Origin of the sequence: Pseudoalteromonas sp. JB197, from assembly GCF_002332205.1 — a bacterium.
Classification (GTDB): Bacteria; Pseudomonadota; Gammaproteobacteria; order Enterobacterales; family Alteromonadaceae; genus Pseudoalteromonas; species Pseudoalteromonas nigrifaciens.
In genome coordinates, this window is record NZ_NRGZ01000001.1 from 2,356,235 (window position 1) to 2,381,008 (window position 24,774).

The 24,774-nt window shown below is 40.7% G+C and carries 22 protein-coding genes; 9 read left to right on the forward strand and 13 right to left on the reverse strand.

Annotated elements, in window-relative coordinates; genetic code table 11:
• The first annotated feature begins 1 nt into the window (after nt 1).
• The 3 genes from coaE to yacG all read left to right on the forward strand — a co-directional run bounded on the left by coaE (nt 2) and on the right by yacG (nt 2,841).
• Nucleotides 2–634, forward strand: coding sequence for a dephospho-CoA kinase (coaE, locus tag CIK86_RS11170; RefSeq protein WP_086996560.1), 633 nt, complete (start codon nt 2–4; stop codon nt 632–634).
• 120 nt (nt 635–754) lie between these two features.
• Nucleotides 755–2,428, forward strand: a complete 1,674-nt coding sequence (pilB, locus tag CIK86_RS11175) for a type IV-A pilus assembly ATPase PilB (RefSeq protein WP_086996563.1) — start codon at nt 755–757, stop codon at nt 2,426–2,428.
• Between the two features lie 176 nt (nt 2,429–2,604).
• Complete coding sequence (gene yacG, locus CIK86_RS11180) at nt 2,605–2,841, forward strand: DNA gyrase inhibitor YacG (RefSeq protein ID WP_086996566.1); 237 nt, start codon at nt 2,605–2,607, stop codon at nt 2,839–2,841.
• Between the two features lie 761 nt (nt 2,842–3,602).
• Here yacG and CIK86_RS11185 read toward each other — a convergent pair.
• Nucleotides 3,603–4,088, reverse strand: a complete 486-nt coding sequence (locus CIK86_RS11185; RefSeq protein ID WP_086996570.1) for a Spy/CpxP family protein refolding chaperone — start codon at nt 4,086–4,088, stop codon at nt 3,603–3,605.
• Nucleotides 4,089–4,252: 164 nt separating this feature from the next.
• Between CIK86_RS11185 and CIK86_RS11190 the strand changes: the two genes are divergently transcribed.
• From CIK86_RS11190 to CIK86_RS11200, 3 genes are read left to right on the forward strand one after another with little or no spacing between them, the layout of a single operon-like run.
• Nucleotides 4,253–4,942, forward strand: a complete 690-nt coding sequence (locus tag CIK86_RS11190; RefSeq protein WP_086996573.1) for a response regulator transcription factor — start codon at nt 4,253–4,255, stop codon at nt 4,940–4,942.
• Nucleotides 4,920–6,335: an ATP-binding protein gene (locus CIK86_RS11195; RefSeq protein ID WP_041454327.1), complete on the forward strand. Its 1,416-nt coding sequence runs from the start codon at nt 4,920–4,922 to the stop codon at nt 6,333–6,335. The genes CIK86_RS11190 and CIK86_RS11195 overlap by 23 nt, the downstream gene beginning before the upstream one ends.
• 3 nt (nt 6,336–6,338) lie before the next feature.
• On the forward strand, nt 6,339–7,271 hold the full coding sequence (locus CIK86_RS11200) for an alpha/beta fold hydrolase (protein ID WP_086996576.1): 933 nt from the start codon (nt 6,339–6,341) through the stop codon (nt 7,269–7,271).
• Between the two features lie 45 nt (nt 7,272–7,316).
• Here the strand turns inward: CIK86_RS11200 and CIK86_RS11205 are convergent, their stop codons facing one another.
• From CIK86_RS11205 to prlC, 12 genes are all read right to left on the reverse strand, one after another.
• Complete coding sequence (locus tag CIK86_RS11205) at nt 7,317–8,849, reverse strand: PAS domain-containing methyl-accepting chemotaxis protein (protein WP_254910740.1); 1,533 nt, start codon at nt 8,847–8,849, stop codon at nt 7,317–7,319.
• 308 nt (nt 8,850–9,157) lie between these two features.
• Nucleotides 9,158–10,585 (reverse strand): NAD-dependent succinate-semialdehyde dehydrogenase, encoded by a 1,428-nt coding sequence (locus CIK86_RS11210; RefSeq protein ID WP_086996655.1) that lies wholly within the window; start codon nt 10,583–10,585, stop codon nt 9,158–9,160.
• Nucleotides 10,586–10,754: 169 nt separating this feature from the next.
• A complete protein-coding gene (gene fdx, locus CIK86_RS11215; RefSeq protein ID WP_011329311.1) occupies nt 10,755–11,093 on the reverse strand; it encodes an ISC system 2Fe-2S type ferredoxin in 339 nt (112 codons plus the stop codon).
• An 11-nt stretch (nt 11,094–11,104) separates the two neighbouring features.
• Entirely contained in the window at nt 11,105–12,967 is a 1,863-nt protein-coding gene (hscA, locus tag CIK86_RS11220) for a Fe-S protein assembly chaperone HscA (RefSeq protein ID WP_086996583.1), read from the reverse strand.
• Nucleotides 12,968–13,019: 52 nt separating this feature from the next.
• Entirely contained in the window at nt 13,020–13,547 is a 528-nt protein-coding gene (gene hscB, locus CIK86_RS11225) for a co-chaperone HscB (RefSeq protein ID WP_041454584.1), read from the reverse strand.
• A gap of 112 nt (nt 13,548–13,659) precedes the next feature.
• Nucleotides 13,660–13,983, reverse strand: coding sequence for an iron-sulfur cluster assembly protein IscA (iscA, locus tag CIK86_RS11230; RefSeq protein WP_011329314.1), 324 nt, complete (start codon nt 13,981–13,983; stop codon nt 13,660–13,662).
• A 9-nt stretch (nt 13,984–13,992) separates the two neighbouring features.
• Nucleotides 13,993–14,376 (reverse strand): Fe-S cluster assembly scaffold IscU, encoded by a 384-nt coding sequence (gene iscU, locus CIK86_RS11235; RefSeq protein WP_011329315.1) that lies wholly within the window; start codon nt 14,374–14,376, stop codon nt 13,993–13,995.
• A 43-nt stretch (nt 14,377–14,419) separates the two neighbouring features.
• Nucleotides 14,420–15,637 carry an IscS subfamily cysteine desulfurase gene (locus CIK86_RS11240; RefSeq protein ID WP_011329316.1) on the reverse strand — a complete coding sequence of 406 codons (1,218 nt, stop codon included), beginning with the start codon at nt 15,635–15,637 and terminating at the stop codon, nt 14,420–14,422.
• Nucleotides 15,638–15,661: 24 nt separating this feature from the next.
• Nucleotides 15,662–16,153, reverse strand: coding sequence for a Fe-S cluster assembly transcriptional regulator IscR (iscR, locus tag CIK86_RS11245; RefSeq protein WP_011329317.1), 492 nt, complete (start codon nt 16,151–16,153; stop codon nt 15,662–15,664).
• 207 nt (nt 16,154–16,360) lie between these two features.
• Complete coding sequence (gene trmJ / locus CIK86_RS11250; protein ID WP_086996586.1) at nt 16,361–17,086, reverse strand: tRNA (cytosine(32)/uridine(32)-2'-O)-methyltransferase TrmJ; 726 nt, start codon at nt 17,084–17,086, stop codon at nt 16,361–16,363.
• A 92-nt stretch (nt 17,087–17,178) separates the two neighbouring features.
• Nucleotides 17,179–17,940 carry a class I SAM-dependent methyltransferase gene (locus tag CIK86_RS11255; RefSeq protein WP_086996589.1) on the reverse strand — a complete coding sequence of 254 codons (762 nt, stop codon included), beginning with the start codon at nt 17,938–17,940 and terminating at the stop codon, nt 17,179–17,181.
• A gap of 204 nt (nt 17,941–18,144) precedes the next feature.
• Complete coding sequence (prlC, locus tag CIK86_RS11260) at nt 18,145–20,196, reverse strand: oligopeptidase A (RefSeq protein WP_086996658.1); 2,052 nt, start codon at nt 20,194–20,196, stop codon at nt 18,145–18,147.
• 205 nt (nt 20,197–20,401) lie between these two features.
• On the opposite strand from prlC, the gene gorA reads away from it, so the two are divergent.
• The 3 genes from gorA to CIK86_RS11275 all read left to right on the forward strand — a co-directional run bounded on the left by gorA (nt 20,402) and on the right by CIK86_RS11275 (nt 24,774).
• Complete coding sequence (gene gorA / locus CIK86_RS11265) at nt 20,402–21,760, forward strand: glutathione-disulfide reductase (RefSeq protein ID WP_086996592.1); 1,359 nt, start codon at nt 20,402–20,404, stop codon at nt 21,758–21,760.
• 93 nt (nt 21,761–21,853) lie between these two features.
• On the forward strand, nt 21,854–23,074 hold the full coding sequence (locus CIK86_RS19395; RefSeq protein ID WP_008467214.1) for a site-specific integrase: 1,221 nt from the start codon (nt 21,854–21,856) through the stop codon (nt 23,072–23,074).
• Complete coding sequence (locus CIK86_RS11275) at nt 23,071–24,774, forward strand: hypothetical protein (RefSeq protein WP_008467212.1); 1,704 nt, start codon at nt 23,071–23,073, stop codon at nt 24,772–24,774. The genes CIK86_RS19395 and CIK86_RS11275 overlap by 4 nt, the downstream gene beginning before the upstream one ends.

The following is a 24,774-nucleotide window of genomic DNA, read 5'->3' on the forward strand; positions in this document are numbered from 1 at the left end:
TATGAGTGAACAAACAGTTAAAGTAACGGGCATAAATAATTGGGTACTGGGTTTAACTGGCGGTATAGGCTGTGGTAAAACAGCTGTAAGTAACATGCTTGAAGCGCTGGGTATTTGCGTTGTTGATGCCGATATTATTGCACGCCAAGTCGTTGAGCCTGGCAGCGAAGGACTAAAGGCAATTGTTGCACACTTTGGTGCTGATATTCTCTTAGCCGACGGCAATTTAAACCGCAGTGCTTTGCGCGAGCTTGTATTTAGCAATAATGAGCATAAAAACTGGTTAAATGCCCTATTACACCCACTTATTCGCCAGCAAATTATTACTGATTTAAATAACGCCACCAGCCCTTATGTGGTACTTGTTGCCCCGCTACTTTTTGAAAACGGCCTAGATAAATACTGTAACCGCACTTTACTTATAGACGTGCCAAAAAACGTGCAAATAGAGCGTACGGTTAAACGTGATAACATAAGCTTAGAGCAAGTAAATAGTATTATTGCCGCGCAAATGTCGCGTGAACAAAAACAACAACAAGCAGATGATATTTTAAATAACGATCGCAGCCTAACTCTAGTTAAGCACGACTTAATAGCTTTGCATAAAGGCTATTTAAAATTGGCGTTAAAATAGCCATAAATTTTAAAAACAGCTATTTTAGTTGCTAAAATTAGCCTAGATTGTGATGGGCAATGTAATCCCTGCTTTTTTCTGATAAATTGCTAACTATTGAAGGATTTATACAGGTGCGCAATGAATATTAACTCACCGTTATTAAGAAAATTTATTACCCTTGGCCGTGTTGATGCCGATATAGTAAAAACTAAACAGCAAGAGTTTGCCTCTACCGCTGAGCTTATTGCTAAATGCGGAAAAATTGACAGTAAAGATTTAGCGGCGCAATGCATTGATTTATTTAGGGTGCCTTTTTTTGATTTAAAAGACTTTAATACTGCACTTATTTCTCCTGAGTTAATAAAAGAAAAACTGATCCGTAAGCATCATATTTTGCCTTTAGTACAAAAAGGCAGAAAAGTGTATATTGCCGCCTCTGATCCTACCGATTACGGCGCATTTGAAAACTTTGAATTTAGTACTGGTTTGTCTTGCGAAGTGGTAGTGGTTGACTACATTCAACTCGATAAAAAAATAGAACAATTGCTTGATGCCACTGGCAGCTTAAATTTAAGTGATGACGAGTTTAAAGAGTTTGCCGAACTAGACGCCGATATCCAAAAAGACACCTCTAAAGATGATGATAAAGACGATGCACCAATCATTGTTTACATCAATAAAATATTAATGGATGCGATTAAAAAAGGTGCGTCTGATTTACACTTTGAACCCTATGAGCACAAATACCGAATTCGTTTTAGAATTGACGGTATTTTGCACGAAGTAGCCAGCCCACCAAACAGCTTAGCTACTAAGCTTTCGGCGCGTATTAAAGTAATGTCGCGCCTTGATATTGCCGAAAAACGTAAACCACAAGATGGCCGTATTAAGCTAAAAATAACCGAGCGTAAAAGTGTCGATTTTCGGGTAAGCACCATGCCTACCTTATGGGGCGAAAAAATTGTAATGCGTATTCTTGATTCATCAAGCGCCATGCTTGGCATTGATGTATTAGGTTACGAACCCGAGCAAAAAAAGCTGTATATGGATGCGCTTGAACAACCACAAGGGATGATATTAGTAACTGGGCCTACTGGCTCGGGTAAAACAGTATCGCTTTACACCGGCTTAAATATATTAAACCAGCCTGAGCGTAATATTAGTACCGCCGAAGATCCAGTAGAAATTAACCTCGAAGGGGTTAACCAAGTACAAATTAATATTAAAGCCGATATGACTTTTGCTAACGCACTACGGGCATTTTTACGCCAAGATCCCGATGTAGTAATGGTAGGTGAAATACGTGACCTAGAAACCGCTGAAATATCAATTAAAGCGGCGCAAACAGGTCACTTAGTGCTTTCGACCTTGCATACTAACTCGGCGCCCGAAACCATTACCCGCTTATTAAACATGGGCGTACCGGCATATAACGTAGCAAGTTCAATTAGCTTAATTATAGCCCAGCGTCTAGCGCGCCGCTTATGCCCTAAATGTAAAACACCCGAAAACCTACCTAATGAAGAACTGCTACGCCAAGGTTTTAGCCAGCAACAAATTAGTGAAATGACCCTGTATGCTCCTAAAGGTTGCGAAAACTGTACCGATGGCTATAAAGGCCGTGTAGGTATTTACGAAGTAATGAAAATTACCCCAGAAATAGCACAAATTATTATGCGCGGTGGTAACTCACTAGAAATAGCTGAAGTGTCGCTTAAAGCCGGATTTAATAACCTGCGTTTATCGGGCATTCGTAAAGCAGCCGACGGCATGACCTCGCTAGCTGAGATTAATCGGGTAACGAGTTTTTAATATCAGGTATCAGGTATCAGGTATCAGATATCAGATATCAGATATCAGATATCAGATATCAGATATCTGAAAAATGATACGACTCTATAAAAGCCAATACAATACTAAAAGCATTTAAACTGACTTAGAGTTTGGCTATTAGACAGCACCATTTAAAACAAGATTGAGAGATTACTATGCCAACTATTGTTAACTGCCCAACCTGTAAAAGTAAGGTTGAATGGTCAGAGCAAAGCCCACACCGCCCGTTTTGTTCAAAACGTTGTCAGCTTATTGATTTAGGCGAATGGTCGTTTGAAAATAACAGAATTTCAGCCCCTATCACTTCAGCTGAAGATTTTAGCCAAGACATGATTGAAGACATAGAAGCCATGATGGCAAAAAATGAAGATGACTTTTTAAGTAATAAATAGGTTTAGAGAGCAGCAAAGTATATAAGCCAAGCACCTTGCTTGGCTTTGTCTTTTGTCTTGAACTTGTAGGCGGGAGTTTACCTCGCGCAATAGTTTTTAAGTTTTAACTAGCGCGGCATAAAGCCCCGCCTACAATAAACCCCCAACCCGTAGGCGGGAGTTTACCTCGCGCAATGTTTTTAATGTTAACCAGCGCGGCATAAAGCCCCGCCTACGGGTAATTTAAACACCGAGCTTGGCTTTGTCTTTTGTCTGGAGTTTGTAGGCGGGAGTTTACCTCGCGCAATAGTTTTTAAGTTTTAACCAGCGCGGCATAAAGCCCCGCCTACGGGTAATTTAAACACCGAGCTTGGCTTTGTCTTTTGTCTGGAGTTTGTAGGCGGGAGTTTACCTCGCGCAATAGTTTTTAAGTTTTAACCAGCGCGGCATAAAGCCCCACCTACGGGTAATTTAAACACCGTGCTTGGCTCTAGCTAAAACCAGCCCTTTTCACAAAGAGAAGTCAATGAGAGTAAATGAGAAACCGCTTAAACAATTAATTTACTTTTTACTCCTCTAAAGCGCAGCGCCTCTTAACCTCTTTGTGAATATACTTTTCGCACTACGTGCGCGCGGTGGCAAGCCCCCGCCTACGGGTAATTTAAACACCGATCTTGGCTTTTACTTTTGTCTGGAGTTTGCAGGCGGGAGTTTACCTCGCGCAGTTTTTAAATTTAACCAGCGCGGCATAAAGCCCCACCTACGGGTAATTTAAACACCGACTATTTTGAATGTTTTTTCTTACCCATGCGCTTTTGCATTTTTGCAAACTTTTCTTGCTGCTCTGCATTTAGAACTTGCCACACTTGGTGCTGAGTTTTTAATTTAATTAAACCCATTTCTTCACCTTTTTCGTGGCGTTGAGCTAGTAGCTCTTTTGCTGCATTTTCGTCAAACGTTGCTGCCGATAACAAGCTTTCCATTTTAGCTTTGTGAGCGGTGCGCTGTGCTTTGCGCGCTTCTTTATCTGTGCCTTTAAGTGCTTGCATTTGCGTTTTTTGTGCTGCAAATATAGCTTCTAATTTAGTTTGCTGCTCTTGTGTTAAATCGAGTTTATCAGCACCGCGCTCCGATAGTAAAAAGTGCGCTTGTGAGTGGCGACCTTGCTTATGCATATCGCCTTTGGCCATAACACTGGTTGCACCGAAAGTAGCGGTTGCTAAGCCACAAATAAGTACTAGTTTTGAAAGTGTATTTACTTTAGTCATAATCATTACCTTTACTATTGGATTGGTTGTTTTAATCTGTTGAGGTAACTATACCCGCTGCAATGCAAAGTAACGCAAAGCAGTGTAAAGGTTATGTAAAGATTCACTTTTGTACTATTTAGCAGGTAAAATCAGCTCATACGGCACAACCCAAGGGTTTGAAAATGAAACTATTAATGATTGATGACGACACAGGTTTGTGTGAGCTATTAAGCGAGTATTTAACCGCGCAAGGATTTAACGTGCAAAGCGTACACGACGGCGAGCAAGGCTTAAAACTAGCGCAAACGAACGACTACGCACTAATACTACTTGATGTAATGCTGCCTACCCTTGATGGTTTTGAAGTACTTAAACAACTTAGGCAAACCAAGCTTACGCCGGTAATTATGCTTACCGCCAAAGGCGAAGATTTTGATCGTATTTTTGGCCTTGAACTTGGCGCAGACGATTACATACCTAAACCTTTTAATCACCGTGAGTTACTTGCCCGAGTTAAAGCAATTACGCGCCGTATTGAACATATAACCACCATGAATGCCACTAGCAATAATAAATTAGTGGTTAACGGTATTACTATTAATTTGGCTGCTCGTGAAGCCTTAATTAAACAAACAACCTTAACCCTTACTGGCACCGAATACGAAATACTCGCACTCCTAGCCAAGCGCGCTGGTGAAGTAGTTAGTAAAGAGCAAATAAGTGAAGATGTACTTGGCAGGCGCTTAGCCTCGTTTGATCGCTCTATTGATATGCACGTTAGCAACATTCGTAAAAAAATAGCTGAACACTTACCTAACGAGCTAATTAAAACCATTAGAGGGACGGGCTATGTCTTTATTCAAGGCGAATAAATTGGCAAGTTTTAGCTGGCTTAAACATCCTCGGCACTATTTGTTTTTTAAAATTTTCACTTGGTTTTGGTTAACTATTATTGGCACAGGTGCGGCACTTATATTTTTAAGTAGTGTTACAACTATTAACTCTGTTAGTTATAACCCCTTGCATGGCCCGATGGAAAAAAACTTAGCTTATACCGCTAAAAACATTGAGCGCTCTACCATAAAGCACAAGCGTTCGCTTAACGATACGCTAAAGCACCCTCGACGTACTAATGGTAAGCTTTTATATTTAAATGCAGAGCAGCTAGAAGATTCGCTAACAAATAAAAGCATACCCGCCGATGTTGATTTAAGCTTGCTTAACTTTACTAAGAGCATGCCGCCGCAAGTTATTTATACCGAAAAATACCAAGCAATTGGGCCAATAAAAATTAGAGTACCTGAAGGTGATTTTTATTTATATGAAATAGATATTTACAACCATACGCCGCTATATCTGCGGTTAAAGTTAATGCCGGGTTGGATAAAAATATCAATTGCTATAATTGCCTCACTTATTTTAAGTTTTTTATTTAGCCGTAACTTAATTGCCCCTATTAATAGCTTAAAAAAAGCCGCTATAAAACTCTCTGCGGGGGATTTAACAGCGCGCGCCGCAATTTCGGTAAATCGTAAAGATGAGCTGGGAATATTAGGGCGCGACTTTAACCGTATGGCCGACCAATTAGCGCAATTAATTAGCGCACAAAAGCGCCTACTGGCTGATATATCCCACGAGCTACGTTCGCCACTTACTCGCTTAAAAATGGCGACCGGCCTTGCGCAAATGCAAGCTAACGAAGCCAGCCAATCATATTTACTACGCATAGAAAAGGAAGCCAACCAGCTTGATAAAATGATTGCCGATGTATTGCAAGTGTCGCGTTTGGAGGCAAATAGCCAAGCGTTATCGCTACACAAACAGTCACTGCAAGATATTGTTGATCATGTACTTAACGATGCCACCTTTGAAGCAAAACAGCACAACAAGCAACTGCAAGTAAGCGGCTCGGCGGCGGTAACACTAAATTGCGATGAAGCGCTAATTGCCAGCGCACTGGAAAACTTACTGCGCAACGCGATTAAATATGCACAGCACACTATTAGCCTTACCCTAAAGCACGGTGATGCCATTTATATTGAAATATGTGATGATGGCCCAGGTGTACCAAACAACCAGCTTAGTAAGCTATGTGAGCCGTTTTTTAGGCAGTCAGATGCGCGAGACCGAGTGAGTGGTGGCACGGGTTTAGGCTTAGCGATTGCCAAAAATGCGATTATTGCTCATGGCGGCAGCTTGGTTTTATCAAATAAACCACAAGGTGGCCTGTGCGCCATGGTTACTTTGCCAATAATAAAAGAGTAGAGAATGTTTTACAGTAGTGAAAACGAGCTTGTTAATAATCAACCCAGTATTAATGATTTTTATAACAACACCCTAGTTAAAGCCTATTTAAATACCCCTGCCGGGCAGTTATTTTACGCCTATGCAAAACCTGAGCATGCGCATACCGCGATTGTTATTAGCTCTGGGCGCATTGAAGGGCTTGATAAATACAAAGAGCTATTGTGGGAGCTGTACACTAATAATTTTGCCGTGTTTATTGTTGATCATCAAGGCCAAGGTCGCTCTTACCGACAGTTAGCTAATAAGCATAAAGGCTATGTAAAATGCTTTACTGATTATCGCCACGACCTGCATTTATTTAATCAACAAATTGTTGATAACCACTGGCAAGGCAAAAAAATACTGCTTGGCCACTCAATGGGCGGTGCAATTGCCTTTGACTATTTAGCCCACTTTGAAAATAGTTTTAGTGGATTGTTTTTATCGGCACCCATGTTTGATATTCACACTAAAAACACCCCAAAACCGTTGGCAAAACTAATTGCTAACGCAGCTGTGCTTTTCGGTTTTTCACAAAGTTATGCCCTTGGGCAAAACGATTACAGCCCAGATGAGTTTGCCTTAAATACATTAACTAGCAGCCAAGTGCGTTATAAAAACTTTAGGCAAACTTATCAAGACCCACTACTGCAACTTGGTGGCGTAACCTATGGTTGGCTACAAGCCGCATTCACCTTTATTGCATCGGTTGATAAGTTAAGCATAAATATTCCGCTGTTTATTGCCAGCGCAGAGCGCGACGAAGTAGTAGATAACACCGCGCAATATAAATTAGCAAACCGACATAATCAGGCAGTAATAAAAAGCTTTGCCGGTGCTAAGCACGAACTATTATTTGAGCGTGATGAAATACGCCAGCCATTGTTAACAAGTTTGTACCAGTTTTGTGAATAGGTGTGGAAGAAGCGGCCAGAAGTAAACGCTCTTTCGCGCTATGGTTTAACCGACCTTGAAAGAAAGCCCTAGCGATGCAAGCATTTTTGAACGCTTATCTATTGAATCAGATTCATTTTCAACAGATTGAGCTTGTATTAAATTTTCTGCTGAAGCCTCACTAATGTTAAAAATATTACGGCTAATTTCTTGAGAAACCATATTCTGCTCTTCAGCAGCAGTAGATATTTGCATTGCTAAATCTGAAATGTCTGTAATAGAAGCATGAACTTGTGAAACAATTTTTTGAGTTTGCTGCGTTTCTTTAACACAACTTTCAGCAGCATTTTTACCTAACTCCATCGTTTTAGACCAGCTTAATAAGGTTAATTGCATTTCAGATATAGATGTTTTTATTTGCTCCGTTGCTGAATGTGTTCTGCTTGACAATGCACGAACCTCATCTGCAACTACAGAAAACCCTCGCCCATGATCACCTGCTCGAGCAGCCTCTATAGCCGCATTTAAAGCAAGTAGATTAGTTTGATCTGCAATACCTTGAATTTCTTGCATTATATCGCCAATTTTCCCCGCTTCTTTTGCAAGGTCGGTTGCTGAGTTTGCAGAGTTATCAACCTCACGAGCCAATAAAGAAACCTCTTTCATAGTATAAGACATTGCTGTGGTAGCAGCTTCGCAATTTGCGTGTGCTTGATTTACTTTTTGAGTGGTAACTATGGTATTTTTAGCAACTTCATCGATTGAATTAACCATTTGTTCAACGGCAGAAGATACTTGATGGAGCTCAGCAGCCTCTTTTTCTACTCCCAATTTAGATTTTTGTGCTACAGCTTTGAGCGAGTTAGCACCTTTTTCTAGGCTTAGTGTGCCGTCAATAATTCGCCCTACAATGGTTGTTACCTTCCCTTCTAATAATTTAATTTGAAAATCGGCAAAACTAAAAGTATTCCTGCCTGAAAATACATATCGAGAAATACTATCTGACTCTGCTTTTCTTTTATTAACGTGGTGTTGCGATAGAACGAGTTGGTCATAATAAATAATAAAAGGAAGAGGAATAAAGAGTACAATAAAAAAAAGTGAGTAACTAATTAACCACGCTAAAAGTGCACTACAACACAAAAAAATAGGAAACTTAAATGCCGATATTTTATCGGTTAAAGTATTTATCGACTTGCCATTATTAATACGTTTATATAATTTTTCAGCGCTGTTTAAATACTCTGGCAATAATCGGCGTCGAACTGACTGATACCCTATTTTTTTACCATTTTCATAAATAGGCGTTACAAATGCATCAACCCAATAATACTGACCATTTTTACATCTGTTTTTAATTGCTCCTCGCCAAGCTATATTATTCTTTAAATTAAACCATAAATCGGCAAACGCAGCTTTGGGCATATCTGGGTGGCGCACCATACTATGGTTATTCCCTACTAGCTCATTGAGGGTATAGCCAGCAACTTCGCAAAACTTTTCATTTGCGTAAGTTATTACTCCTTGTAAATCCGTAGTTGAAACCAGCTCTTCATCAATACCAAACGTAACTTCCTGGTTAATCGCATCTTGATTCATTTGAATGATTTTCTCTTAAAATTCCATATATCGAAAGGATAATTTATAAATTCAAAAGCCGCAACTATAATGCTTTATTATTTCATTTATTTTAATAAACAATGAATAATCACTGCATTTACTACCAAAAAACACATATAATTAACTTACTATCCATTTGAATTTTTGCTTTTAACAAAGGTTGTTTTATAAATATTTATTATTACTGAGCACTAATTAAGACGAGATAGGGACTCTATTTCAAGCTATAAATTTTAATCTAAGCATTAAATATTTGTCCCTAAACTGCTAAACTATTTTTTGGATATTTAAATTTTAATACACACGTATTTTTCTTCTAGGTACTCATTTAACCCTTGATGCCCCCCTTCGCGGCCAAGGCCCGATTGCTTAACGCCACCAAATGGCGCTACAGGGTTAGAAATAACACCTTCGTTTACACCAATCATGCCAAACTCAAGACCTTCGCTAATGCGGTAAACCTGCTTAATATTTTGGCTATAAAAATAAGCGGCTAAGCCGTAAGGTACGTCGTTTGCTAGGGTAAGTACTTCGCTTTCATCATCAAAAGGAATAATTGTTAATACTGGGCCAAATACTTCTTCATGGTAAATATCCATGTCGGTAGTGACGTTATTTACAATCAGCGGGTTTTGAAAGCTGCCACCTAAATCACTGTTATCACCAATCAATATTGCCCCTTTATCTAGTGCGTCTTGTACTAGCTGCTGTACTTTTTCTTTCGCCTTAGGGTAAATAAGCGGGCCAATATCAACATCTGCTATAAAGCCATTACCGACTTTTAAAGCAGCCACCTTAGGGGTTAGTTTATTTAGTACCGCATCAATAATATTACGTTGAATAAAGATACGGTTTGCAGCAACACAAGCTTGCCCACTATTTCTAAACTTAGCCGCCATTACCCCCTCAATAGCTGCATCGAGGTCAGCATTATCAAAAATAATGAAAGGTGCATTTCCTCCAAGCTCCATAGAAGTGCGCTTAATAGTGCCTGCGCATTGCGCTAATAACTGCTTGCCTACACCCGTTGAGCCGGTAAAAGTAAACTTACGCACTATCTCAGAGTCGGTTAGTATTTTTCCTACTTTTTTAGCATTTTGCGATACTAAGACGTTAAATGCCCCTTTTTCAAACCCTGCTTGATCGGCTAAATAGGCAAGTGCAATAGCGCATAATGGGGTGTGCTCAGAAGGCTTTAATATAAAACTACAACCGGCTGCATAAGCGGGGGCAACTTTACGCGTGATCATAGCAACAGGAAAATTCCATGGTGTGATCCCTGCAACAACTCCTACAGCCTGCTTAAAGCTGGTTAATCTATGGCTATTGTCGGTAGCAGGTATAACATCGCCATAACTGCGCTTAGCTTCCTCGGCAAACCATTTTATAAAGCCTGCGCCGTAATCAATTTCGCCCAACGCTTCTTTAAGTGGTTTACCTTGCTCTTTGGTCATTAACTCTGCAAGCGTTTGCTTGTGTTTTATAACTAGCTCATACCAGCGCATCAAGGTTTCGCTTCGCTGCGTAGCATTGGTTGCTTTTAATTTAACAAATGCGCTTTGAGCTGCAACAATTGCATTATTCACACCCTGCTCATCAATATCGCTTACATCAACAATGCTTTTTTCGGTAGCAGGATCATCAACACTAAAGTGTGTGTCTGTTTTATAAAATTCACCATTAATAAACGAGTCAGAAAAAATATGATTACTCAAAATAAACCTCCAAATTACGTTTAAGGTGTTAGCTTTTAATGCGTGCCATAGAGCCAAGGCTAACTTTTTAGATAAATCTGCGCGAGGTAAACTCCCGCCTACCCTGCGGTGTACAAACAAAAAAGCCGCTGTATTAAACAGCGGCTTTTATTATATTAATCGTTAAAAGCTAGTGCTCTTCATTAACTATATTAACGTTATACTTAGGTATTTCAACCACTAGGTCTTCATCTCTAATAATTGCTTGGCAACCTAAGCGCGACTCTGGCTCTAAGCCCCATGCTTTATCAAGCATATCGTCTTCTAACTCGTCGCTTTCTTCTAGCGAATCAAAGCCTTCGCGGATCACTAAGTGGCACGTGGTACACGCACATGACTTTTCACATGCGTGAGCAATGCTAATGCCATTTTTAAGGGCAACATCAAGAACCGTTTGACCACTAGGTGCTTCAATTGCAGCGCCATCTGGACACAATTCTGGATGGGGAAGAAAAATAATTTGTGGCATTCTAATCTCTCTTAAATATTGTCTACTGACTGCCCAGTAAGAACTTTTTTAATTGATGCATCCATTCTGCGTGCGGCAAAATCGCTGCTGGCGTTATCCATTTTTTCAATCGCGGTTTTAATCTCGTTTGGTTGCTGCGCATTCTCACGCACTTTTACCAACTCTGCAATTTCAGCTCGTAAATGTACTAGCTGTGCTTCGTCAAGTAAACCACCGTCACTCGCAAGTGATGCTTCTAGTGCTTCAATTACACGTAGTGCTTCTACTTGTTGCTCTTTGAGCATACGCGCTTGCATATCGCCTTTAGCGTTGCTCATTGACTCTTTTAGCATATTAGATACTTGGTCGTCTGATAAACCAAATGACGGTTTAACTTGAATATCTGCTTGTACGCCTGTCGATTTTTCCATTGCCGATACACTAAGTAAGCCATCGGCGTCTACTTTAAACGTAACCCGAATATGTGCAGCACCGGCGGCCATTGGTGGAATACCTTTTAAACTAAACTTAGCGAGAGAACGACAATCGTCTACCAATTCGCGCTCACCTTGTAGTACGTGCAACGACATGGCTGTTTGGCCATCTTTAAAAGTAGTAAACTCTTGAGCACGTGCTACTGGAATAGTGGTATTACGTGGAATAATTTTTTCCACCAAGCCACCCATAGTTTCAAGACCTAGCGATAATGGTAATACGTCGAGTAACAACATATCTGAATCAGGTTTATTACCAATTAACACATCTGCTTGCAACGCAGCACCTAGCGCTACAACGCGATCGGGATCAATGGACGTTAATGCTTCTTTATTAAAAAAATCACTGACTTGGCTACGCACTAATGGCATGCGAGTAGAGCCACCCACCATAATGACTTGCAGCACTTCTTCGTTCTCAATACCAGCATCTTTTACAGCACGGCGACAAGAACGAAGCGTTTTTTTAACGAGTGGTATCGCAAGCTCATCGAGTTTTTCGCGCGTTACTTCAACCATGTGTTTTTCATCATCAAACTCAAGCCCAACATTAACTGTTTGGTATTGGCTGAGCGCTTCTTTACAAGCTTTAGCTTTATTAATAAATAAACGTAAGTTTGAAGGAGATAAACCAGTAACACCCGTTTGCTGCTTTAAGTAATCAACAATCAGTGAGTCAAAATCATCGCCGCCTAGGCTTGAGTCGCCGCCGGTAGCTAATACTTCAAATACACCTTGATGCAAGCGCAAAATTGATATATCAAAGGTGCCACCGCCTAAATCGTAAACAGCAATAATACCTTCTTGACCCGAGTCTAAACCATAAGCAACAGCGGCTGCTGTTGGCTCGTTTAATAATCGCAGTACGTTAATACCAGCAAGCTCTGCGGCATCTTTTGTACTTTGGCGCTGAGCGTCATCAAAGTATGCTGGTACGGTAATAACTGCACCTAATATTTCTTGATTACCAAAGCTTTGTTCTGCACGGGCTTTTAATGCAGCTAAAATATGGCTAGATGCTTTAATTGGGCTGATTTTTCCAGCAGCAGTTTCTATGGCAAGTGCACCATCGTGCTGACAAAATTGATACGGTAGTTGCCCATAGCTTTGTTCTATTTCTGCTTGGGTTTTACCTAAAAAGCGCTTGACTGAAATTAGCGTATTAACGGGATCTTGCGTTGCTGATTTTACAGCTTCGCTGCCTACAGTGATCCCACCCGCCTGATAGCGCACTACCGAAGGAAGCATTGCTTCACCTAAGTCATCTGTTAAGGTGCGTGCTTCGCCACTTTGTACCGTGGCTACCAATGAGTTAGTTGTACCTAGGTCAATACCTATGGCTAGTTTATGTTCATGTGGTGCCGCGCTCTGCCCCGGCTCAGCAATTTGCAATAATGCCATAATATTTTTTAAACTCGCTTTACCTTGCTTTATAAATTAGCAAGTTAGGTGATTAGTCATCAAATAAACTGTCTTCAATACGCTCTAGTTCGTCACGTAGTTTATAAACAAATTTTAGTTTACGAACATTATCTGCAGCAGCTTGGTATTGCTGCTCGTCGTTACTTGCTAATTGCTGTGCAAGTTGTGCACTGTATTGTTCGTTAAGTTGCTTGATTTGCTTTTCAAAATTAGCGATTGCAGTGTCAGGATCGCTCGCTGACGTTAGCTCTTCTAACTCTTCGCGAAGTTCCATTTGCTGCATTAAAAATGCCGGATCTTGCAAGGTTTGTTGCTCAGCACGAATATCGACACCCAACTCACTTAACATATATTCGGCACGCTTTACTGGGTGCTTTAATATTTGTAGTGCGTCGTTAATTTCTGCGGCGCTTTGCACGGCCATTAATTTATCGCGACTGCTGGCGTTGGCATGGCGATCGGGGTGCACTGCACGCTGTAGCTCTAAGTAGTGCTTGTTAACTATTACTAAATCAATATTGTAGTCAACTGGTATTGCAAATAACTCAAAATAGCGCATAACTTCAACCAATAATATTCAGAAATTAATTTCAAAAATAACAAAGCCCTACGTTTATTGGCAGGGCTTGTTTTATACCCAAGTAACTTAGGTATTCAAAACACGTTTAAATTTAAACGGTAAAGCTTTCGCCACAACCACACTCGTCAGCTTGATTAGGGTTAGTAAATTTAAACCCTTCATTCAAGCCTTCTTTAGTGTAATCGAGCTGCGTGCCGTCAATGTAAACTAAGCTTTTAGCATCAACAATTAAGGTAACGCCTTTTGCTACAAATGTTTCGTCGTCGTCGTTTAGCTCGTCAACAAACTCAAGTACATAGGCAAGACCTGAACAGCCCGTCGTTTTAATGCCAACGCGCAGGCCTAAACCTTTACCGCGATTTGCTAAAAATGATTGTACGCGGTTTGCTGCCGCATCTGTCAATGTCACTGCCATGGAACTCTCTTACTTCGCTTGTTTACTTTTATAATTTGCAATTGCTGCTTGAATTGCATCTTCGGCTAAAATTGAACAGTGAATTTTCACTGGTGGTAACTCTAGCTCTGCACTTATATCAGTATTTTTAATAGTCGCTGCTTGCTCTAGTGTTTTGCCTTTAACCCACTCTGTTACCAGTGAAGATGAAGCAATTGCACTACCACAACCATACGTTTTAAATTTTGCATCTTCGATAATACCATCGGCAGATACTTTAATTTGTAACTTCATTACGTCACCACATGCTGGTGCGCCTACCATACCCGTTGCCACTGACGGATCATTTTTGTCTAAAACACCTACGTTACGTGGGTTTTCTACGTGGTCGATTACTTTATCACTGTAAGCCATAATTCTATCCTCACTACCTGCTAGGTATGTACTCGCACTATTATTAGTGGTGAGCCCATTCAACTGAATCTAAATCAATACCTTCTTGATGCATCTCCCAAAGTGGAGACATTTCACGTAGGCGACCGATAGAGTTTTTCATTAACTCAACGGTGTAATCAATCTCTTCTTCGGTGGTAAAACGACCAATACTAAAACGAATTGAGCTATGTGCTAATTCGTCGTTACGGCCAAGTGCACGTAAAACATAAGAAGGCTCTAAGCTTGCTGACGTACAGGCTGAACCTGACGATACTGCAATGTCTTTTACTGCCATTAGTAACGACTCACCTTCAACAAAGTTAAAGCTGATATTTACAATGCCTGGTACTGATTGGTCTTGTGTACCGTTAAAGTACACTTCTTCCATATCACTCATAATACCGTCAATTAAGCGCTTACGTAGGGCGCTTATATGTGCATGGTCTTTTTCGAAATCTTGCTTAGCAACTCTAAACGCTGTACCCATACCCACTAACTGATGCGTAGCAAGTGTGCCAGAGCGCATACCACGTTCGTGGCCGCCACCGTGCATTTGTGCTTCTAAACGAGCGCGCGGTTTACGACGAACGTAAAGTGCACCAACACCTTTAGGACCATATACTTTGTGGCCTGAGAACGACATAAAATCAACTTTAAGCTGTTGTACGTCAATTAATACTTTACCTGCGCTTTGTGCTGCATCTACGTGGAACATAATTTTACGTTCGCGACACATTTCGCCAATAGTAGCGATATCTTGAATTACACCTAGCTCGTTATTAACATGCATGATGCTTACAAGTACGGTGTCGTCACGCATAGTGTCGGCAAGTTTTTGTAAATCAAGTAGGCCGTTTTCTTCAACATCCATATAGGTTACTTCAAAACCTTGACGCTCAAGCTCACGACACGTGTCGATTACAGCTTTGTGCTCAGTTTTAGCGGTAATAATATGCTTACCTTTCTTTTTGTAAAACTGTGCTGCGCCTTTTATTGCTAGGTTATTTGATTCAGTTGCACCCGAAGTGAAAACAATTTCACGTGGGTCTGCATTAATTAAATCAGCAACATCGGTACGTGCTTGATCAACCACTTCTTCAGCTTGCCAACCAAACCTATGTGAACGTGACGCAGGATTACCAAAATTACCGTCCATTGTCAGGCATTGCATCATTTCTTTGGCAACACGTTCGTCAACAGGCGTGGTTGCTGCGTAATCTAAATAAATCGGTAACTTCATTTCTCTCTCCGCTGCAGGTCAACCTTAAAGTTGACAGCTTACTTGAATATTTTCCAACTGCTTAATTGCATCATTAACACTGTTATCTTGGCGTAATGCGATTTCTTTCACATCAGATTTCTCTACCAATTCAGCAAGGGTAATATTATCTAAAAATTCTTCTATTCGTGCACTTAATTCTGACCACAAATTGTGAGTTAAACAGCGCATACCACTTTGGCAACCTATATCACTTTTTTGGCAACGTGTTGCATCAACTGACTCATCTACTGCATTTATCACATCACCAACAGAAATAGCGTCCGCTTTACGCCCCAATAAATAACCACCGCCAGGGCCGCGAACAGAGCTTACCAAACCGTTTTTACGTAAACGGGCAAACAACTGTTCAAGGTAAGACAAAGAAATTTCTTGTCGCTGTGAAATATCAGCAAGGGCAACAGGACCTACACCTGTGTGCAGTGCAACATCCAGCATAGCTGTAACGGCATACCTGCCTTTTGATGTTAACTTCATAACGCCCTCCGCACAAAAGAGTGCAAATTTTAATTACCAGAGTAAATTAGTCAAGTATTAAAACTTAAAACCAGTTCTTAGCTAAACACGTAATACCTGAGTGTTTTACTCAAGTATTACGTCCTATTGTAATTACCTGAGTAATTTAGTCAAGTATTAGCGCGTTATTTAATCGTAGCTTGTTATAACTAATTGCTATAACCATTATTATTTAGGTATCGACTTATTTATAGAGGTTAAAATACCACGTAAAATGTTCATTTCAGCATCTTCAGGGCGAGCACGATTAAACATACGACGTAACTTGGTCATAACCATGCCTGGGTGCTGCTTAATGATAAACCCAGTATTAAACAGTGTCTCTTCAAGATGCCCGTAAAATAACTCAGTTTGTTTTGAGCTAGGGTAAACGGTGTCATCTTCTTCGGCTATTTTAGGTTGCTGATTTAAAAACGCCATTCGCGTTTCGTAGCATAATGTCTGCACTGCCATAGCTAAATTAAGCGAGCTGTACTCTGGATTTGCCGGAATACATACATGATAATTGCAAAGCTGTAATTCATCGTTGCTCAAGCCGCTATTTTCACGACCAAACACCAAAGCTACCGGACCATTAGCTGCTTCGCTTACTAGCTTTTCACCACATTCACGTGGCTCAACCATAGGCCAAGATAGTGTGCGAGAGCGCGCACTCGTGCCAATAGTTAACGCGCAATCGGCAATTGCATCAGCAACAGTATCAACAATCACAGCATTACCTAAAACATCACTTGCTCCAGCGGCTAATGCACTGGCATGACTGTCGATTTCACATGCAGGGTCGACTAAATAAAGCTTTGATAAGCCCATGGTTTTCATGGCGCGAGCCGCCGAACCAATATTACCTGAGTGTGATGTGTTAACTAAAACAACGCGAATATCATCTAAGATCATTGCTGTGCTACTTTGTTTGCTGCAAAAAATTGCGCAAATTCTACCATGTAATTAAAAACACGGCTACGATAATACGCTGCTAACGCTGAGCCTTAAGCTTTTACCATAGCGGCTTTTACGTATACGTCGAAGCGGTTTTTTTTCGTTTTAATTTGCATGCTTGGGGTTTTGTCGTTTAAAAACGGGGCATAGTCGGGGCGCTTTACTACCACGCGCTTACTGGCGAGTGGGTAGGCAAATTCGAGTAAATCGTCGGCGTCGGTGTCGGCGCCTACTAAATCTTGAAATACGCGCATTTCTTTTTTAACTAAGGCTGATTTTTCGCGATGCGGAAACATAGGATCTAAGTAAACTACATCTGGCATGCTTTCGCATTGAGCAAGTAAGGTATGGCTTGAGCCAAATATGAGGCTCATGTTTTGCTGCATCCACGGACCAATTTCAATGTCGTTGTATGCGCGCTGTAGGCCATCGTATAAAAGTGCTGCAACTACGGGGTGGCGTTCGTGCAATATTACTTTACAACCAAGCGACGCTAATACAAAACCATCACGTCCTAGCCCTGCTGTGGCGTCGAGAACTACCGGAGTCGCCCCTTTATTTAAGCCTACTGCTTTGGCAATTGCTTGGCCTTTACCGCCGCCAAACTTTCGTCTGTGCGCTGCAGCGCCCGTAACAAAGTCAACGCTTATTGCGCCCAGTTTAGGCTCATCGGTTTTATATAAGCTCAGGCCTGTATCGTCGTAATGCAGGCTAAAACCACTGCTTTTCTCTGCCCAATGGGCTAAGCCAAAACGTGTTTCTAACTCATTTAAATAAGGACGGCACTCTTTAAAGGCACACTTAATAACCACTCTACACTCCGACGATAAAATACTTTTTTAGTATATCAAGCGCCTTAGTTTAAAGCATTTAAATAGCAATGAAAGGAAAACAATAGTCTTAAAGTCGAGAGTAATTAAAGTTCAAATGCTGTAAAAAAGCGCTCAGCTTTGCAATGAAAACTGAGCGCCATGTGTTTGTGTGTAGCTCAAAGTATATAGAGTTAACTCTATACTTTAGGCAGCAATACCGCTGTGGCGAAGAAGTGCGTCAACATTTGGCTCGCGGCCACGGAAGTTTTTAAATAATTCCATTGGCTCTTCGCTGCCGCCTTTTTCTAGGATGTGCTGCATAAATGCTCGCCCTGTTTCTGGGTTAAAAATGCCCTCTTCTTCAAATTTAGAATAAGCATCGGCAGAGAGTACTTCTGCCCATTTATACGAGTAATAACCTGCGCTATAACCACCGGCAAAAATATGGCTAAAGCCATGCTGAAAGCGGTTAAATTCTGGCGCTTTAATCACCGAGGTGCGGCTACGTACGTCGTTAAGCACAGCTTGAATATTACATGGCTCACCGGCTACGTAGTCGTTATGTATTTTAAAGTCGAATAACGAAAACTCTAACTGACGCAGCATTTGCATGCCCGAGTTATAGTTTTTAGCCGCTAGTAACTTATCTAGTAGCTCTTTTGGTAGTGGCTCGCCGGTTTCGTAATGCCCTGAAATAAAGCTAAGTGCTTGCTCTTCGTAGCACCAGTTTTCTAAAAACTGACTTGGTAGCTCTACCGCATCCCATGCAACGCCGTTAATGCCTGCAACAGGCGCTGCATCTACCTGAGTTAGCATATGATGAATACCATGGCCAAATTCATGGAATAATGTAGTTACTTCGTTATGAGTAAACAAGGCCGGTTTATCGCCTATTGCCTTGTTAAAGTTACAAACTAAATACGCCACTGGTGTTTGCAATTCGCCGCTAGCGCGTACTTTGCGCCCCATACAGTCGTCCATCCATGCGCCACCACGTTTATGATCGCGAGCATATAAGTCGAGATAAAAACGGCCACGTAACGTATTACTGCTGTCGTATATTTCAAAAAAGCGTACATCTTTGTGGTAGCTGTCAAAATCACTGACTTCTTTTACGCTAATGCCAAATAAACGGTTAACTGTTTCAAACAAACCACTTAATACTTTATTAGCTGGAAAATACGGGCGGAGTACTTCGTCTGAAATGGCGTATTTGTCTTGCTTAAGCTTTTCGCCGTAATAACCAAAATCCCACGCTGCTAGTTCGGTAATACCGTGTTTTTGCTCTGCGTAGGCTTGTAGCTCTGCAAGTTCTTGCTCTGCTTGTGGTTTTGATTTAGCCGCTAGGTCTTCTAAAAATGAGAATACTTGTGCAGGCGTCTCAGCCATTTTAGTGGCAAGTGACTTTTCAGCGTAGCTATTAAAGCCAAGCAGCTGTGCTAGTTCATGACGTAGCGCTAGCTCTTCGCTCATAATTGCTGAGTTATCAAATTCACCCGCATTAGGACCTTGATCAGACGCACGTGTAGAAAACGCTGTGTATGTTTCTTCGCGTAATTCGCGATTATCGGCGTAGGTCATAATAGGTAAGTACGATGGAAAATCGAGCGTAAATACCCAGCCGTCTAATTCTTTACTTTTTGCGGTATCGGCAGCTAAAGCCAACGCCGACTCTGGTAAACCAGCCAGTTCACTTTCATCGGTAATGTGTTTATGCCAAGCCAATGTGGCATCCATAACATTGTTGCCAAATTTAGAGGCCAGCTCTGATAAACGCGCGCTAATTTCGCCATAACGTTTTTGCTGCGCGGGCTCTAGTGCAATACCCGATAATTTAAAATCGCGTAATGCATTAGTAATCGACTTTTGCTGAGCGGTAGTGAGGGTTTTAAATTCATCACTGTTATATAACGCGTTGTAAGCTGCAAACAAACCTTGATGCTGCCCTACAAAAGTTGAGTACTCAGAAATAAGTGGTAAACATTGCTCGTATTGCTCACGTAGTTCGTCGTTATTCATTACTGAGTTTAAATGCGATACCGGCGAAAACATCCGTGATAATTTATCATCGCCTTCTTCTAGTGGCAGTACTAAATCGTTCCAAGTGTATGATTTTTTAGCAAGCACATCTTCAATGGCTTGGCGGCACTGCTCAATCCCGTGCTTTAGTGCTGGCACTACGTGCTCTGGCTTTATTTTTGAAAATGGCGGTAAGCCTTCAAGCCCAATTAATGGGTTAGTGTTTGCATTGGTCATATTTTTCTCAATTTTGTGCATTATAAGCATTAAAGTTGGGGCAAAGTGGCTAAATACAAGAGCATTTAAGCTTATGCTGATCGCAATAAGATCTTTTTCGTTTATACAAGGTGTATGGTAATTTTACCTATGCTGATTAAGTAATTTGCCTTGAGCATATGCTATCATCGGCACAACACAGTTAAATAAACTTTGAGGATTAAACATGGCTCAGCATTTTGATTATATTGCAATTGGCGGTGGTAGCGGCGGTATTGCGTCGGCGAACCGTGCGGCAATGCGTGGCGCTAAAGTAGCACTTATTGAAGCAAAACATATGGGTGGCACATGTGTAAACGTAGGATGTGTACCTAAAAAAGTAATGTGGCATGGTGCTCAAGTTGCTGAAGCAATTAATTTATATGCGCCTGATTACGGATTTAATGTTGAAGTAAAAGGTTTTGATTGGGGCAAATTAGTAGAAAGCCGCGAAGCCTACATTGGCCGAATCCATAAAGGTTACGATAATGGCCTTGCAAACAACGGCGTTACCGTAATTAAAGGTTTTGCTAAATTTGTAGATAATAAAACAGTTGAAGTAGATGGTGAGCATTATACTGCTGATCATATTTTAATTGCTGTTGGCGGTCGTCCAAGCATTCCAAACATTGAAGGTGCTGAGCACGGCATTGACTCTAATGGCTTTTTTGAGCTTAAAGAGCAACCTAAACGCGTTGCTGTTATTGGCGCAGGTTACATTGCTGTAGAGCTTGCAGGCGTACTACATAGCTTGGGCACTGACACGCATTTATTTGTGCGTAAACACGCACCACTGCGTAACTTTGACCCATATATAATCGATACGCTAGTTGAAGTAATGGCAAAAGAAGGCCCTACGCTGCATACCGAATCTGTACCACATAAGTTGGTTAAAGAAGACGACGGCTCAGTAACCTTGCATTTAGATAATGGTAAAAGCCATAACGTAGACCAAGTAATTTGGGCTATTGGCCGCGAGCCAACCACAAATGCAATTAATATTGCTGCAGCAGGCGTAGAAGTTAACAGCAAAGGTTTTGTTAAAGTAGACGAGTACCAAAATACCACAGCTAAAAACGTATACGCTGTGGGCGACATTATCGAAAACGGCATTGAGCTTACCCCAGTAGCAGTTAAAGCTGGGCGTACTTTATCTGAGCGCTTATTTAATAAAGAACTGCCAGATGATTTAAAAATGGATTACAGCTTAGTTCCTACGGTAGTATTTAGTCACCCACCCATTGGTACTATTGGCTTAACAGAACAAGAAGCTATATCGCAATACGGTGCAGAAAACGTAAAAGTATACCAATCAGCTTTTGCCGCTATGTATACCGCGGTTACGCAACATCGCCAGCCTTGTAAAATGAAGCTAGTGTGCGCAGGTCCAGATGAAAAAGTGGTCGGCTTGCATGGTATAGGTTTTGCTGTAGACGAAATGATTCAAGGTTTTGCTGTCGCCATGAAAATGGGCGCTACTAAAGCTGACTTTGATGCTGTGGTTGCTATACACCCGACTGGCTCAGAAGAGTTTGTTACTATGTAAATTTTTCTCTGGAAAAGTGAAACTTTACATTTGCTAACTCTGGAAAACGAACTAAGCTGACCAAGTAACGTACAATTTTTGGTCGGCTTTTTCATGCTCACAATAGTTCAATCAGATGATTTTAAAACTGAGATCCAAACTCCCTTTTGCAAAACAAAATCAAGCATTCAGCTAAAAGGCTTTCCAACTTTTTATGAAGATGGTGAATACGTCATGCCAATAAACCTTTGGATGAATCACCTCATTAACGTTAAGCGCGCAAAAAACATCAATTCAAACGTTCGTGCCATAAGTCGATATTGGCGCTTTTTAAAAAGCCATGAACTCTCTTGGAAAGACTTTCCAACTATCAAATCAAATAAGCCCACATATATTTTCCGAAACCAAGATCTTTTGGCCTCAGTGAAAGCCGGTGAGCTAAATAGTTCAACAGCAGCTGTATATATGAACCATATAATTAAATTCTACGAGTGGGCATATTACGAGAGGTTAATTAACTTCTCTAAGGAAAATAAACCATTTGAAGTAGAGTTTGTTAGCATCAAAACGACTGGGATGCTTGCGCATATCAATCGTAATTATGTTGTTAGAAGCTCAGACTTAAGGATCAGGGTCCCAAGGCGTACACCAGAGCAAAGCTTGAATCCCCTTACAGAAGATGAGGTAAAATTATATTCGCGAGCACTCAAAGAACAGTCAATTGAGTTCCAAATACATCAACTATTACAACTCATGTGCGGCCTTCGTATAGAAGAAGCCTGCACCTTTCCTGCTAATCTAGTGAATAGATGTGACCCGAATAAATACCATATTCAAGTTAGTATAGGACCTCATAACGGTGTACTCACCAAATTTGGCTCAGTCAGAACTATCGAAATTCCAACACTGTTAATGAACAAGATGCATCGCTACTTGATTAGTGAGCGTCGCCAGAAAAGAGAGTCTAAAACCGATAAACCGATTACGGAATTATTAATTACCAATCGAGGTAAACCATATACTACCAATGCAATACAGCGTCACTTTAGCTTAACTCGTAATTACATACGCAATGAGCTAAATACCCACTTTCAGCATAGAACTCACGATTTACGTGCAACTTACGGTACATTTCGCCTTGCGTCCCTTTTAGACGAAAAAGTTGGGTTGTCACCATTCGATGCTATGTCATTAATCATGGGGTGGATGGGACATAAAGATGAGAAAACAACTTGGCGATACCTGAACTTTATAAACCGAAGCAAGGCATCGATACGTGCAGTTTGCTTTTTAGATCAAGTTATGGAGTCAGTCATTAATGAGGATCTCTCGTGATTAACAAATCAAATTTAAATATTGACCTTAAACTTAAGTTAAATATTTATGGTGATCAATTTGTATACCCAGACTTTCAAAGATTTAGATACAAAGGCGTGCCTAAACTTTTTGAAATGCATCGGGGTACTTTGCTTAACCGAGACAACCAAATTATTAAGTGGTATCAAGCATTCAAAGCTAATACAGAATATACTGACACAACAATGAATACCCTTTTTAGAACATTTACACGGTATGTGAATATTTGTGACAGTATTCCAGTAAATCCAGATTCAAAAGAGGGTATCAATGCATTTGAAACAGCTCTAGTTCACAGCGTTAGAATTGGCAGCAAAAGTTCAAACACAGCAAAAGGTGAATTAAGTAGTATAAGAACAATAATGAAGATGCTAGATCACCCTGTTGATGAGTGGTTTTCTAAATTCAAACTATTTCGCAGCCAAATAAATCCAACTCAAGCATACTCAGAATCTGAATTGAAAAAGTTAATTAAAATACTAAAAGAACTATATTTTCAGCTTTCCAAGCAAATTCAAACCTCACCTAAAGAATACATTCAAGCAAGGAGAAGCGACCAATACGCGAGCTTTTCTTTTAATAAAATCGAAGTGCCTGTAAGTGGTGCTATTACCAAGTGTTACTGTGCTGCATATTTCTTACTTGCCTATTACACATGGGCAAACGCTAGTACGATAAGAGATATGGATATCCCCAAAGCTTCACAAAAAAAGGGACAGCAAGGTAAGTGGTTTGTGCAAACAGCGTTAAAGAAGAGAGCTAATAAATTTGTTACCATCGAGCTCGGCGATAATCTTAGCACAGACATTCCAAAGCATGCGCTAAATTTTATTAATGACCTTATCACCCTTACGCACGTGCTGTTTCCAGATGCCAATAGACTACTTCATCAATGTCTAAACGGGATAAATAAGCCCTTGTGCCCAACGCATATTCGTTCCAATATGAATTGGCTAATTAATATATTCGATTTGACTGATGACAATGGTCAACAACTTAGGCCTGAAGCTAAACGCTTTAGAGCTACAGGTGCATCTAATTACTTAGCACTCACAGGAAACTCACTCGAAACATCCATGTTGCTCAATAACACACCTGATGTAGTTCGAAAGCACTATAGCAGAGGTAACGAGTCAGAAAATAACGCCCAACTTCAAGCCACAGCTAACACCTTAGAAAATGCAATTAAATGTGGCGATATTAGTAGAGCACGAGAACAAACTCTTGAGCAAATGAATCTAGAAATACTACCCTATGATGAATTCGTAAACCGCTATGCTAAATCAGGGAATGGTCAAAAAACACCTTTAGGTACAGGTTGCAAAGACCCCTTTGATAACCATGGTGACCGTTTTCGACGAAAGGCCTCTATCGATAGCGTTGACATGACCCATCTTGCCTGTGCAGACTTATTAAATTGCTTTTCCTGCCCAAATCAAGTGCTGGTTGAAGAAGTTGATGATATTTGGTGTTTATTGAGTTTTTATGAAGCGTTAGAGGATGCCAAAGAAGATCACCTCAACATGTCACACTTTAAAAACAATTTTGATCGAGTACTAAGAAAAATAAAGCAAGTGCTTTTTAGTATCGACTTAAAAGTGCGCAGGCAAGCTGAGCGGAAGCTACATACAATTGGTCGCCACCCTTTTTGGCCCGATACGCTTAATTTGGTTTTATAA

Excerpts from the sequence above, each read along its gene's own strand:
- iscR (WP_011329317.1), bottom strand. The coding sequence starts at position 16,153 with ATGAAGTTAACATCAAAAGGCAGGTATGCCGTTACAGCTATGCTGGAT.
- hscA (WP_086996583.1), bottom strand. The coding sequence starts at position 12,967 with ATGGCATTATTGCAAATTGCTGAGCCGGGGCAGAGCGCGGCACCACAT.
- CIK86_RS11195 (WP_041454327.1), top strand. The coding sequence starts at position 4,920 with ATGTCTTTATTCAAGGCGAATAAATTGGCAAGTTTTAGCTGGCTTAAA.
- CIK86_RS11185 (WP_086996570.1), bottom strand. The coding sequence starts at position 4,088 with ATGACTAAAGTAAATACACTTTCAAAACTAGTACTTATTTGTGGCTTA.
- hscB (WP_041454584.1), bottom strand. The coding sequence starts at position 13,547 with ATGCGCTATTTTGAGTTATTTGCAATACCAGTTGACTACAATATTGAT.
- coaE (WP_086996560.1), top strand. The coding sequence starts at position 2 with ATGAGTGAACAAACAGTTAAAGTAACGGGCATAAATAATTGGGTACTG.
- fdx (WP_011329311.1), bottom strand. The coding sequence starts at position 11,093 with ATGCCACAAATTATTTTTCTTCCCCATCCAGAATTGTGTCCAGATGGC.
- iscA (WP_011329314.1), bottom strand. The coding sequence starts at position 13,983 with ATGGCAGTGACATTGACAGATGCGGCAGCAAACCGCGTACAATCATTT.
- iscU (WP_011329315.1), bottom strand. The coding sequence starts at position 14,376 with ATGGCTTACAGTGATAAAGTAATCGACCACGTAGAAAACCCACGTAAC.
- CIK86_RS11240 (WP_011329316.1), bottom strand. The coding sequence starts at position 15,637 with ATGAAGTTACCGATTTATTTAGATTACGCAGCAACCACGCCTGTTGAC.
- pilB (WP_086996563.1), top strand. The coding sequence starts at position 755 with ATGAATATTAACTCACCGTTATTAAGAAAATTTATTACCCTTGGCCGT.
- CIK86_RS11200 (WP_086996576.1), top strand. The coding sequence starts at position 6,339 with ATGTTTTACAGTAGTGAAAACGAGCTTGTTAATAATCAACCCAGTATT.
- CIK86_RS11205 (WP_254910740.1), bottom strand. The coding sequence starts at position 8,849 with ATGAATCAAGATGCGATTAACCAGGAAGTTACGTTTGGTATTGATGAA.
- prlC (WP_086996658.1), bottom strand. The coding sequence starts at position 20,196 with ATGACCAATGCAAACACTAACCCATTAATTGGGCTTGAAGGCTTACCG.
- CIK86_RS19395 (WP_008467214.1), top strand. The coding sequence starts at position 21,854 with ATGCTCACAATAGTTCAATCAGATGATTTTAAAACTGAGATCCAAACT.
- CIK86_RS11190 (WP_086996573.1), top strand. The coding sequence starts at position 4,253 with ATGAAACTATTAATGATTGATGACGACACAGGTTTGTGTGAGCTATTA.
- yacG (WP_086996566.1), top strand. The coding sequence starts at position 2,605 with ATGCCAACTATTGTTAACTGCCCAACCTGTAAAAGTAAGGTTGAATGG.
- trmJ (WP_086996586.1), bottom strand. The coding sequence starts at position 17,086 with ATGATCTTAGATGATATTCGCGTTGTTTTAGTTAACACATCACACTCA.
- gorA (WP_086996592.1), top strand. The coding sequence starts at position 20,402 with ATGGCTCAGCATTTTGATTATATTGCAATTGGCGGTGGTAGCGGCGGT.